General features: G+C 64.9%; 11 protein-coding genes and 1 tRNA gene. 9 read left to right on the top strand and 3 right to left on the bottom strand.

From position 1 onward, the window contains the following. Positions 1-8: 8 nt before the first annotated feature. Positions 9-773: an SDR family NAD(P)-dependent oxidoreductase gene (locus ACYVGQ_RS18495; protein WP_460786161.1), complete on the top strand. Its 765-nt coding sequence runs from the start codon at positions 9-11 to the stop codon at positions 771-773. A 69-nt stretch (positions 774-842) separates the two neighbouring features. On the opposite strand, the gene ACYVGQ_RS18490 is transcribed toward ACYVGQ_RS18495, so the two are convergent. Beyond that, entirely contained in the window at positions 843-1634 is a 792-nt protein-coding gene (locus tag ACYVGQ_RS18490) for an SDR family NAD(P)-dependent oxidoreductase (RefSeq protein WP_460786160.1), read from the bottom strand. Between the two features lie 35 nt (positions 1635-1669). Further along, entirely contained in the window at positions 1670-2473 is an 804-nt protein-coding gene (locus tag ACYVGQ_RS18485; RefSeq protein WP_460786159.1) for a DeoR/GlpR family DNA-binding transcription regulator, read from the bottom strand. A 342-nt stretch (positions 2474-2815) separates the two neighbouring features. Between ACYVGQ_RS18485 and ACYVGQ_RS18480 the strand changes: the two genes are divergently transcribed. From ACYVGQ_RS18480 to ACYVGQ_RS18450, 7 genes are all read left to right on the top strand, one after another. Continuing rightward, the gene (locus tag ACYVGQ_RS18480; RefSeq protein ID WP_460786158.1) at positions 2816-4186 is read left to right on the top strand and encodes an ABC transporter substrate-binding protein; all 1371 of its coding nucleotides are present in this window, start codon (positions 2816-2818) and stop codon (positions 4184-4186) included. Between the two features lie 81 nt (positions 4187-4267). Continuing rightward, positions 4268-5191, top strand: coding sequence for a carbohydrate ABC transporter permease (locus ACYVGQ_RS18475; protein ID WP_460786157.1), 924 nt, complete (start codon positions 4268-4270; stop codon positions 5189-5191). Beyond that, entirely contained in the window at positions 5188-6018 is an 831-nt protein-coding gene (locus ACYVGQ_RS18470; RefSeq protein WP_460786156.1) for a carbohydrate ABC transporter permease, read from the top strand. The genes ACYVGQ_RS18475 and ACYVGQ_RS18470 overlap by 4 nt, the downstream gene beginning before the upstream one ends. 22 nt (positions 6019-6040) lie before the next feature. After that, positions 6041-7099, top strand: a complete 1059-nt coding sequence (locus tag ACYVGQ_RS18465; protein ID WP_460786155.1) for an NAD(P)-dependent alcohol dehydrogenase — start codon at positions 6041-6043, stop codon at positions 7097-7099. After that, entirely contained in the window at positions 7096-8748 is a 1653-nt protein-coding gene (locus ACYVGQ_RS18460; protein ID WP_460786154.1) for a ribulokinase, read from the top strand. The genes ACYVGQ_RS18465 and ACYVGQ_RS18460 overlap by 4 nt, the downstream gene beginning before the upstream one ends. After that, entirely contained in the window at positions 8745-9983 is a 1239-nt protein-coding gene (locus tag ACYVGQ_RS18455) for an ROK family protein (protein WP_460786153.1), read from the top strand. Before ACYVGQ_RS18460 ends, ACYVGQ_RS18455 begins: the two co-directional genes overlap by 4 nt. Further along, positions 9980-10732 carry an SDR family oxidoreductase gene (locus ACYVGQ_RS18450; protein ID WP_460786152.1) on the top strand — a complete coding sequence of 251 codons (753 nt, stop codon included), beginning with the start codon at positions 9980-9982 and terminating at the stop codon, positions 10730-10732. Before ACYVGQ_RS18455 ends, ACYVGQ_RS18450 begins: the two co-directional genes overlap by 4 nt. 188 nt (positions 10733-10920) lie before the next feature. Here the strand turns inward: ACYVGQ_RS18450 and ACYVGQ_RS18445 are convergent, their stop codons facing one another. Further along, on the bottom strand, positions 10921-11139 hold the full coding sequence (locus ACYVGQ_RS18445) for a hypothetical protein (protein WP_460786151.1): 219 nt from the start codon (positions 11137-11139) through the stop codon (positions 10921-10923). Between the two features lie 260 nt (positions 11140-11399). Here ACYVGQ_RS18445 and ACYVGQ_RS18440 point away from each other — a divergent pair. Continuing rightward, positions 11400-11473: transfer RNA gene (locus ACYVGQ_RS18440), tRNA-Pro, on the top strand. The last annotated feature ends 190 nt before the right edge of the window (positions 11474-11663 follow it).

Below are 11663 nucleotides of genomic sequence, written 5' to 3'. Positions count from 1 at the left end.
GTCGGATAATGGTGTCGTTCTCGCTCGAGGGGAAGTCGGCGTTCGTCACGGGCGCCGCGCAGGGCATAGGTAACGGAGTCGCGAACGGGCTCCTCGCTGCAGGAGCGGATGTCGCGATCGTCGATCTCGCCGTCGCCGACCCGGAGGCCGCCGCGGCCCGGCTGAGCGACGTCCACGGTCGTCGCGTTCACCACTACGTCTGCGATGTCACCGACCCCGAGGCCGTGGCGGAGATGATCCCTGCTCTGGCAGGCCGACTGGGCGGGCTCGACATCGCGGTCAACAACGCCGGCGTCGGCAATGCGGGCGCGGCGGTGGAGACGAGCGACGAGGAGTGGCGTCGCGTATACGGCGTGAACGTCGACGGTCTCTTCTACTGCTGCAGGGAAGAAGGACGCTGGTTCATCGAGAACGGCGTTCGCGGGTCCATCATCAACACGGTGTCGATCTCGTCGTACTTCTCGGTGCCCCAGTATCAGGCGCCGTACAACTCGTCGAAGTCCGCTGCCTGGGGTCTCACCCGCACGCTCGCCTACGAGTGGGGGCCGCACGGCATCCGTGTGAACTCGGTGAGCCCCGGCTTCACGATCACCCCGATGGTGGAGACCGAACGGATGAAGCCGCAGCAGGAAGGCTGGAAGAAGATGGTGCCGATGGGCAAGCTCGCTCAGGTCGATGATCTGGTCGGCGCCTACGTCTTTCTCGCCGGCGATGCCGCAGGGCACGTCACCGGAGCCGACATCGTCGTCGATGGCGGCATGACGCTCTGCTGAGATATCTGGGCACAGGGTTCGGTGCGAAGATCGGCCGGCTCCCCGAGGGAGCCGGCCAATTCTCTGCACTCAGTGCGATGACGTGAACGCGCCCTCGACGGGCAGCACGATGCCGTGGACGTACTCGGAGTCGTCGCTCATGAGCCAGCAGGCGGCGCTGGCGATCTCGCTGATCTCGGCGTAGCGTCCGGCGGGGATGTTGGCCAGGACCTTCGCGCGGTAGCGCATGGGGTCGTCCGGCGTCTGCATGCGTTCGGTGGCGTGCATCATCGGAGCGTTCACGGGGCCGGGAGCCAGGGTGTTCACGCGCACGCCCAATCCGGCGACCTCCGCAGCTGCGATACGGGTGATGCCGACGACGGCGTGCTTGGAGGCGCCGTATGCGCCGTGCTCCGCGTGGCCGGTGATGCCGGCGACGGATGCCGTGTTCAGGATGTTGCCCGAACCCTGCGCGATCATGTGGGGGAGCGCGTAGTGCAGGCCGTGGTAGACGCCATCGACGTTGACGCCCATGACCTTGCGCCAGACGTCGGGCTGGTACTCGACGAAGGGCACCATCGTGCCGTTGATCGCAGCGTTGTTGAAGAGAATGTCGATCCGGCCGAACTCCGCGATGGTGAAGTCCACATAGGCCTTCACCTGCTCGTGATCGCTGACGTCGGCCTGGAACGTGCGTGCCGCTCCACCCGCGGCGACGATCGCGTCTGCGGTCTTCTGCGCGGCGTCGAGGTCGAAGTCCACGACCACGACGGCCGCGCCCTCGGCCGCCAGTCGCTGCGCCGTGACCGAGCCGATCGCTCCACCGCCACCGGTCACGACGGCCGACTTCTCTGCGAAGCGACCCGGGATCGTCATACTCATTTCTCTCCTTCGATTGTGAGGGGGTCAGGCGCGGATCAACCCGATGCTCGAGCCGGTTCCGCGACGGTGACGGTGATGGTGTGCCGATGCGCCCACTCCGTCAGCTGTTCGTCCGCCTGGTCGGTGACGATGACGTCGACATCCGACAGCGGGCACACTTCGATGAAATCCGTGAGGCCGACCTTGGAGTGATCCATGGGGATCACGACCCTGGTGGCGCGCTTCGCGGCGGCGGCCTTGATCTCGGCCTCGCTGATGTCGGCGCCGAATGCGCCGTCCGCGTTCACCCCGGTGACCCCGATGAACGCGATGTCCACGCGGAACTGCTCGAGGCTCTTCATGGCCAGCGGACCGACGAAACAACGACCCTGCGGGCGGAAGCGTCCGCCGATGACCACGGGGTGCTCATCGAGCCGGTTGCCGAGAACCTCGGCGATGGGGAAGGAGTTCGTGATGACCTTGACGTCACGAGGCACGCCCTCGGCGCGGTCGGCGAGCAGCAGCGCGAGTTGGATGGTGGTCGTGCCGCCGTCGAGGAAGATGGCGGCACCGTCGTCGATGAGATCGAGGCAGGCGCGGGCGATCCGCTGCTTCTCGGCGACGAACTTCCGCTCGCGCTCTCCTAACGGGATCTCTGTCATCGGACGCCGTGCCACGGCACCGCCGTGCGCGCGACGAAGGAGGTCGCGCGACTCCAGATCTGCGATGTCTTTGCGGATCGTGGGCTCGGTCACGCTGAACTGCTGGGCGAGCTCAGACGTGCGAACGCGACCGCGCTCGGTGACCAGACGCCAGATCCTCTCCCTTCGCTCCATCGCGAATGTGTCCCGTGCAGACATCGGCACCTCTGACATCGTGGTTCCCTTCCCGGAGAGATCGCTCGAACGGCCTCACCTTACCGGCGGATCACGGGTTACTTTCGGGCGCCAGCTTGACAATCATGATTCTACTATGGTTTGGTGCCTAGAAGCAAAGTAAAACAAAAGTAGTCGATCTAAAACGAAACTGTATCTAACGGCGGAGCGTGCTCCGCTGGCGGACTCTCGCACGATTCTGATCGACTACGGTGTTTACGAGCCAAAGCAATAACGAACTGAACTACTGTCAGTCCAAGTCTGATTGACTTTTTTCGTTAGAAACGTTTACTCTGCAAACAACAATGGCGTTACAGGAGGCAATCCATGACAACGATGCGCAAGAAGGCGATCTTCGCCGTCGCTGCTGTTTCCACGGTCGGCATGGTGCTGACCGGCTGCTCGGGAGAGCCGTCGGGAGGCGATTCCGGAAGTGACAAGATCGTCATCGCGTCGGTCAACAACGGTCCAATGATGACGATGCAGGAGATGGCACCCGCCTTCACCGAGGAGACCGGTATCGAAGTCGAGTTCGTCATGCTGACGGAGAACGACATCCGCTCCAAGATCCAGCAGGACGTCGCCGTCAACGGCGGGCAGTTCGATGTCGTCACGCTCGGAACCAGCGATGCATCGACCTACGTCGAGTCGGGCTGGACCGAGCCGATCGAGCCGCTGCTCGAGGGAATGTCCGCAGATGAGAAGGAGGCGTACGACGCCGACGACCTCATCGAGGGCACGCTGGCCGGCTTCACCTCCGAGACCAAGGGCCTCGGAGCTCTTCCCCTCTACGGTGAGAGCACGATGCTGATGTACCGCGCCGATCTCTTCGAGGCTGCCGGGCTGACGATGCCAGAGGAGCCCACCTGGGATGAGGTCTACGACTTCGCAACGCAGCTGAACGACCCGGCGACGGGAACCGTCGGCATGGCGCTGCGCGGCAAGGCGGGCTACGGCGAGAACATGTACGTGTTCAACACGATCATGAACGCCTTCGGCGGACAGATCGCCGACATGGACTGGCAGGCCGCCTACGACACCCCGGAGATGGCTGAGGCCTGGGAGTTCTACCGCAAGCTGCAGAAGGACGCGGGCGCACCCGAGGTCACCTCCAACGGCTACACGGAGACGCTCAACCTCATGTCGAGCGGCAAGGCTGCGATCTACTACGACGCCACCGTGTCGGCAGACGTCTTCGAGAGCGACGACTCCGCAGTCAAGGGCAAGATGGGCTACGCCATGTCCCCGTCGGGCCCCGGCAAGGGCAACACGCAGACGATCGGCGGCTGGGGCCTCGGCCTGACCACCTCGTCGAAGAACAAGGACGCGGCGTTCCAGTTCATGACGTGGGTCACCTCGAAGGACTACGTCCAGCTCGTGGCCGAGGAGAAGGGCTGGCTCGACGTCCTCACCGGCGCCCGCGCCTCCACCTACGAGGCTCCCGAGTACCAGGCCGTCGCACCTTACGCTTCGCTCGTGCTGAACTCGCTGGAGAACGTCGACTGGACCCACCCCGCCGTCGGTGACACGCCGTACGTGGGCAACTCGCTCCCCGCCATCGCCGAATGGGCAGGCATGGGCGAGCAGCTGGGGCAGACCCTCGCCGAGTACGTCTCGGGCAGCGGCAGCACCGATGATGCGCTCGCCAAAGCGCAGGACATCGCGAACCGTGCGCTCGAGGACGGCGGGCGTCAGTAACGATCTCGTCCCTCGGTGCGGGCAGAGCGTCGATCGCTCTGCCCGCACCACACGACCGGTGTCCCCGATAAGGAACAGTTCATGACTTCAGTGCTCACACGAGAGCGCAAGAGCGCGACCACGGACAAGAAGACCGAGCGCGCCTCCAAGAGGGTGAACCTGCTCGGTGTGCCCGGGCTGGTCATCGTGATGGTGGTCACCCAGCTGCCGTTTCTCGTCACGATCGTTCTGTCGGTCTTCGACTGGAACCTGCGCAGGCCCGATCTCCCGGTCAAGTTCAGCGGCGTCGACAACTACGTCCGCATCTTCACGGACGGCGACTTCTACACCGTCCTGTTCAACACCTTCCGCATCACGGCGTTCTCTCTCGCCATCGCGATGGTTCTCGCCTTCATCCTGGCTCTTCTCTTCGCCCGTGACTTCCCCGGCGTCGCGATCGCCCGGTCGCTGCTGATCATCCCCTACTTCGTCATGGAGCCGGTCATCGGCATCGTGTGGAAGACGCTGATCCTCAGCCCGTCATTCGGTATCAACGAGGTGATCGCCCGCTTCTTCGGGCTCGATCCCCTCTCCTTCTTCAGCGCGGAGAACGCGTTGAACACCATCATCATCCTGTGCGTGTGGCAGTGGACGCCGTTCCTCTTCCTCATCCTGCTCTCCGGGCTTCAGAGCCTGCCGGAGGAGGTCATGGAGGCGGCACGCGTGGACGGCGCGGGCTGGCTGCGTCAGATCTGGTCCTTCAAGGTTCCGCTGATGAAGCCCTACTTCCAGGTAGCCGGGATCTTCGGCCTCATCAACCTCCTCAAGGTGTTCGGCATCATCTTCGTCACCACTCAGGGAGGGCCGGGGGTCGCGTCGGCGAACCTGCCGTACTACGTCTATCGAACAGCCTTCTACGACTGGCAGGTCGGTCGCTCCGCGGCGATCTCCGTCGTGATGGTCCTCCTCACACTCGTCATCATCACCTTCTTCTTCCGAGCCCAGGGACAGGTGGGCAAGAAATGACCTCACTGAGCAACGCCACCAAGAAGACCCGCACCGTTCTCGGCGCGGCGGGTCTGTTCCTCATCGCGATCGTCTTCTCGTTCCCGATCCTCTACATGGTGTACTCCTCGTTCAAGCCCGAACAGGAGATCGCGCCGCCGTCGTGGACCTTCAACCCCACGCTCGAGAACTACCAGGCCGTGATCAACGACGAGCTGCTTCGACACCTGAGCAACTCCGTCGTCGTGACTCTGCTGACGGTGCTCTTCACGTTGCTGCTCGGCGTTCCGATCGCATACACGATCGTGTTCGGACGTCTGCGCAACCCCACGTCGCGATACAACTGGTACATCACCACGACGCTGCTTCCCGCGGTCGCCGTGATCATCCCGATCTACCTGATCGCGAACGCGCTCGATCTGCTCGACACCGTCTTCGTGCTCGTGCTCCTCTACACCTCCATCGGTGTTCCGATGATGGTGTGGATGACGACCACCTATATGACCGACATCCCCGAATCGATCCTCGAGGCGGCGCAGATCGACGGCTGCACACGGTGGCAGGCGTTCCTGCGGGTGATCCTGCCGATCATCCGCGGCGGTCTGATCTCCACGGCACTGCTGGTGTTCGTGATCACGTGGAACGAGTTCCTCTTCGCCGTGTCGTTCACCTTCACCGAGTCGGGAACGCTCCCGGTGTACATGAACCGATTCATGACGCAGCAGGGTCTGTTCTGGGGCAAGATGTCCGCGGTCGCGACGATCGCCGTCATCATCCCGATCATCCTCGGGTTCGTCGCGCAGAAGAGTCTGATCAAGGGGCTGCTCAGTGGCGCAGTCAAGGAGTGAAGCGTTCGTGACGGATGGTGTGATGAGGTCGGCAGTGATGACCGGCGTCGGCAGGATCGAGCTGGAAGAGCGACCGGTGCCGGAGATCGGCCCCGAAGATGTGCTCGTGCGGGTCGGCTACGTCGGCGTGTGCGGATCGGACATGGCGCTGTTCCAGAACGGCTTCATCGGAGAGAGCGTCGTGACGGAACCCATGGTTCTCGGGCACGAGGCCGCAGGCGTCGTCGTCGATGTCGGATCTGCCGTATCGACCCTGCGCGTCGGTGACCGGGTCGCACTCGAGCCCGGCGTCGCATGTCTGCGGTGCGCATTCTGCAAGGAGGGGCGCTACAACCTCTGCCCCGAGGTGTACTTCTGGGCGTCGCTGCCCGTCACCGAGGGTGCTTTCCAGGAGTACGTCCGGCATCCGGCCAGCTTCTGCCACCTCCTCCCCGAGGGCGTGAGCCTTCTGGAGGGCGCGCTCATCGAACCGCTGTCCGTCGCGTTCCATGCGGTGCAGCGCTCGGGAGTGGGGCTCGGCGATCGTGCCCTCGTTCTCGGGGCGGGCAGCATCGGCCTGCTCACTCTTCTCGCGCTGCAGGCATCGGGTGTCCGCGATGTCGTCGTGGTCGACCTCGTGGAGAACCGCCTCCAGCTCGCGAAAGAGTTGGGCGCCGAGACCATCAACGCGGCCGATGTCGCGGACGTCGACGCGGCGGTGGCCGAGCGCATAGGTCATAGGCCGGATGCCGTGTTCGAGACCGCGGGCAATCGCGTGACGATGGATCAGTCGATCCGTCTCGTCCGTCGAGGCGGATCACTCGTCTTCATCGGATACACGAAGGACGGCCGTGCGGATCTGAACGTCAACCTGCTCATCGACAAGGAGCTGACCCTCACCTCTGTCTTCCGCTACTGCAACACGTACCCGAAGGCCATTGCCGCCGTTGCTTCCGGAGCGGTTTCTCTGGGCAGGATCGTGTCGTCGATCTACCCCTTCGAAGATGTTCAAGAGGGTATGAGCCACGCGGTGCACGACAAGGCCGAGGTGACGAAGTGCGTCATCTGCATCGCGGGTGAAGCCGGCGAAGGCGTAGCATGACGCTCGTGGCCGGTGTGGACTACGGCAGCGACTCCGTGCGAGTCGGCGTGGTCGACGTGTCAACAGGGCGCACGGTGCTCTCGGTGAGCCGCGCATATCCGCGTTGGGCGGCAGGGCTCTACTGTTCGCCGGCCGATCACCGTTTCCGCCAGCATCCGCTCGATTACATCGAGACTCTGGAGGCGTGCTTCGCCGAGATCGCCGATGCGCTCGGTGACGGAGCGATCGCGGCTCTCGCTGTGGACGCCACGGGTTCCACCCCGGCACCTGTCGACGCCGCGGGCATACCGCTGGCGCTGCACCCCGAGTTCGCCGAGGATCCCGACGGGATGTTCTGGCTGTGGAAGGACCGCAGCGCGGTGGAGGAAGCGACGCGGATCCAGCAGGTTCTGGAGTCCGCGGATCCCGATTTCACGCAATATCAGGGCGTGTACAGCTCGGAGTGGTGGTGGGCGAAGATCCTGCGTGCCACGACGATCAACGAGCGGGTGCGCATCCGTGCCGTCTCATGGCTCGAACACGCCGACTGGCTGCCGAACATGCTCATCGGCGCCGACGACGTCACGCGATTCGGTCGCAACGCCTGCGCGGCCGGCCATAAGGCGCTGTACAACGAGCACTTCGGCGGGGCGATCCCCGCCGAAGTGCTGGGGAGACTCAGTCCCGTGCTCGCCGCCGTGCGCGACACGATGCGCGTGCCCCCGATGCCTGCGGGCACGGCGTTGGGAACGCTCAGCGTCGAATGGGCGGCGCGGCTGCGCATGTCGACCGACACGGTCGTCGGAGTCGGTTCGCTCGACGCTCACGCCGGCGGTGTCGGTGCGGGAATCGACTCACGCAGCATGGTGAAGGTCATGGGCACGTCGACGGTCGATCTCTTCCTCACCGATTACGAGGCGATCGAAGGGCGCGATCTCCACCGGCTGTGCGGCATCGCGGAGAACTCGATCATCCCGGGTGCTCTGGGCGGCGAGACGAGCCAGGCGGCCTTCGGAGACCTCTTCGCATGGTTCGCCAGGATGCTGGCATGGCCCGTCGACAACATCGTCGTGCCCCGGGTGCGAGCCGAGAGGGGAGCGGTCGAGGCCGAGGCGCTCCGCGCCGACATGTGGGGCTCCCTCCTGAGCGCGCTCGAGAGGGAGGCAGTGCAACGGGAGGACGACACCATCATCGCTCTCGACTGGATCAACGGACGGCGCTACCCCGATGTGGACGAAGACGCGAGCGCCGCACTCACTGGGCTGCGCATCGGACATGATGCCGTCGATGTGTACCGTTCGCTGGTGCGCGCCGCGGTTCTCGGTTCCAAGGCCATCCACGACGGTCTCGCGGGGCAAGGACTCGTCTTCGACAGGGTCATCCTCGTGGGCGGCATCGCCAAGAAGTCGCCGTTCATCTGCCAGAGCATGGCGGACGCGCTGAACACGGAGGTGCTCGTCAGCGAAGAGGACGAGGTCTGTGCCATCGGCTCGGCGATGTACGCGGCGACCGCTCTCGGCGCCTTCTCCTCGCTCGTCGAGGCGCAGCGCGCCATCGCCGGGGGATTCGAGGCGAGCTACCAGCCGGATCCGGATGGCGTGGCACGCTATGCGGACGCGTTCGAGGCATACCAGCACGTCGGTATGCTCTTGGGGACGGAGGACCGATGAGAGGGCCGCAGCGCATCAATCCGGATGAGTTCATCGATCTCATCCTCACCCGTGGGCCGATATCCCGCTCCGACCTCGCCCGCGAAGCCGGGGTGAGTCGTGCGGCCGTCACCCACTTCGTGCAGGATCTTGCCGCTTTCGGCCTGATCGAAGACAACATCCCGACCTTGTCTGCCGGTGGGCGGCGGGCGACGGGCATCCGTCTCGATCTGCGCCAGTACTTCATGGTCGCCCTGCGGATCAACCGCTATGAGCTGACGTTCGCCGTTTTCAACGGGTCGGGCGAGCTCATAGAGAGCCGGGAGACCGCGATCGATCCCGACATCCGCATCGAGTCGCTGCTGGATCTGGCCGAGTCGACGATCAGGGAGCTGCTCGAACCTCGTGACCAGACGTTCTTGCTGGGGATCGCGATCTCCACGCTAGGGTGGCTCTTCGAGGCGGACGGCAGCATCACCCTCCACACGGATGGATTCGACGAACTCGGAAAGCGCGATATCCGCGCGACCCTGCAGCTGCGCTTCCCCGATGTTCCGGTGCTGCTCGAACACGATGCCAAGACGAGCGCCCTCGCCGAGTACCACGATCATCTCGCGGAGACCGGGCGCAGACCCGCGTGCCTGCTGAACGTCGTCGGCGGCATCGGCCTCGGCGGCGGGATCGTGATCGACGGCAAGATCTTCCGGGGCGCGCGCGGCGTCGCGGGAGAGGTCGGGCATCTCGGCATCAACTTCAACTCCGCGATCCACACTCGCAACAGTGAGACGACCGAGTTCAACGGCCTGTTGGAGGACTATGCATCGCCGCGGGCGCTGCGACAGCACCTCACCAGTCGCCTGCTGGACTTCCCGGAGAGCCCGCTGACCGAGAACTCCACGATCGACGAGATCGGCCGAGCGTTCGCGGACGGAGATCCGCTCGCGGTGTGGGCGATCGACCGGGTGAGCAAGCTCCTGGCATACGGGCTGGCCGGACTCGTGTTCGTGCTCGACCCCGACGTGATCGTGCTCGGAGACGCCTTCCCGGCGTCGGCGGGTATTCGTGAAAGGGTGCGCGAGCATCTCGCGACGTATCTTCCCAGCACGCTCATCGATCGCATCGAGCTCAAGCAGTCGCGTCGAGGCACGGCCGGAGTCCTGTACGGCTCGTATCTGCTGCTGATGCAGTCGTATATCAGCAGCGGGACGCTGTACGAGCGCCTGGAGAGCACGGCGCGTGTCAAGGAGGAAGCATGAGTGGGCTCCAGCGCGGCGCTGTCGCGATCGTCACGGGCGCCGCAGGCGGGATCGGACTCGCGATCGTCTCGGCCATCGCCCGACACGGCGTGTCGGTGGCGTGCATAGACCGACCCGGCGCCGACTTCGGCGCTGCGACGGCGGTGTGCGCAGGAGCGGGGGTGACGTCGCTCGCGCTCGAAGTGGATGTGCGCGATCGGGAGGGCATGGCCGACGCCGCGCAGCGCGCGACGGGCCTCGGTGTGGTGCGGTATGCGGTCAACTGCGCAGGCATCGACCACCTGGAGCCGACGGTCGACACGGCCACCGACGACTGGAGCCGCGTGCTCGACGTGAACCTCACCGGCGTGCTGTTCAGCTGTCTCGCCGCCTACGGCGTGATGCAGGAACACGGCGGATCCATCGTGAACATCGGATCCGCGTCCGGTTCCATCTACAACCGCGGAGCCGTGGCGCACTCCGGCTACAGCGCCTCGAAGGCCGGTGTGATCCACCTCTCCCGCACGCTCGCCGTCGAATGGGCGTCGAACCGCATTCGCGTCAATGCCGTCAGCCCCGGATACACACGCACCGAGATGACCGCGGTGAACGCTCCCGAGCGCAACAGCTTCCTCGCCGATCAATCGCCCATGGGCCGCATGGCCGAGGTGACGGAGGTGGCGGATCCCGTCGTGTTCCTGCTCGGCGACGGAGCTTCGTTCATCAACGGAATCGACCTGCCCGTCGATGGGGGACTCACCGTCTGGTAGGTCCTGTCTGTACGTCTCTCGAAGAGGGGCCCAACTGTCTCGATGGTGCTCGAGTCGATGACGTGTTGCGTGCGATCGTGCAGCCGGAGATAGACGGTGTCTCTGCTTCCTCCGACGACGTCGCCCCCGCTCTGTCGTGCCGCGCGCAGGTGCCCGGGACCGCCGGGCCGGATGAACCGGCGATCATCTCAGCCGTCGACGGGTTCCTGGGCGGTGGCGTCGATGCCTCGGGTGCGTGCCAGCTGGGCCTGTGCGGGATTCGATGCGGATCCATCCGGCGGCCTCGCCGTCGACGTAGGCGACGAGGCCGGGTGCCGGCCCGCGGATATCTCGTCGTGGAACAGCTGCTCGCGCTGGTCGCGCGTCATGGACTCCCACTCGTTGTTGATGAGGACGGCCACATGCACTGGCCGCCGCCGCCTCCATCCGTGAGCGCATGCTGCATGTCGTTCCAGTGATCGGCGGTCGCGAGTGCTGTGGGGATCGCTGTGGACGGCCGATCCTTCGCTGTCTGCTTCTTCGCCGTTCCAAGCAGGCTGGACCGGCGTCCGACAGGGGCAAAGGCGGTGGTGCGTGTCTCGGATCGCTGGAAGCGGCCTCTCGGTTCGCATGGGAGCCGATCGTGCGGCTAAGATAGGGGAGTTGCCTGCGCGAGAGCGGAGGCCAACGGGCTGTGGCGCAGCTTGGTAGCGCACTTGACTGGGGGTCAAGGGGTCGCAGGTTCAAATCCTGTCAGCCCGACCGAGAGGTCCCGGAAACTCAAGGGTTTCCGGGACTTTTTCTGTAGGTGGATGTGATCCGGTCAGGCTTATCGGCAAGAACGTGTGGATGGGTTCGGGTGTGTCATGCGCGTCCTGCCCATCCTGAGCGGGTCCAGAGGCCTTCGGTCGGGTCGAGTCCGGTGTCGTAGAGAGCCGGACGGGGGCGCTCC

This window comes from Microbacterium tumbae, assembly GCF_054780175.1.
This window is presented reverse-complemented; position numbering and strand designations above follow the sequence as displayed.

Coding starts and splice junctions, on each gene's coding strand:
- ACYVGQ_RS18480 (WP_460786158.1), top strand. CDS start 2,816: ATGACAACGATGCGCAAGAAGGCGATCTTCGCCGTCGCTGCTGTTTCC.
- ACYVGQ_RS18495 (WP_460786161.1), top strand. CDS start 9: ATGGTGTCGTTCTCGCTCGAGGGGAAGTCGGCGTTCGTCACGGGCGCC.
- ACYVGQ_RS18455 (WP_460786153.1), top strand. CDS start 8,745: ATGAGAGGGCCGCAGCGCATCAATCCGGATGAGTTCATCGATCTCATC.
- ACYVGQ_RS18475 (WP_460786157.1), top strand. CDS start 4,268: ATGACTTCAGTGCTCACACGAGAGCGCAAGAGCGCGACCACGGACAAG.
- ACYVGQ_RS18470 (WP_460786156.1), top strand. CDS start 5,188: ATGACCTCACTGAGCAACGCCACCAAGAAGACCCGCACCGTTCTCGGC.
- ACYVGQ_RS18460 (WP_460786154.1), top strand. CDS start 7,096: ATGACGCTCGTGGCCGGTGTGGACTACGGCAGCGACTCCGTGCGAGTC.
- ACYVGQ_RS18465 (WP_460786155.1), top strand. CDS start 6,041: ATGAGGTCGGCAGTGATGACCGGCGTCGGCAGGATCGAGCTGGAAGAG.
- ACYVGQ_RS18485 (WP_460786159.1), bottom strand. CDS start 2,473: ATGTCTGCACGGGACACATTCGCGATGGAGCGAAGGGAGAGGATCTGG.
- ACYVGQ_RS18450 (WP_460786152.1), top strand. CDS start 9,980: ATGAGTGGGCTCCAGCGCGGCGCTGTCGCGATCGTCACGGGCGCCGCA.
- ACYVGQ_RS18490 (WP_460786160.1), bottom strand. CDS start 1,634: ATGAGTATGACGATCCCGGGTCGCTTCGCAGAGAAGTCGGCCGTCGTG.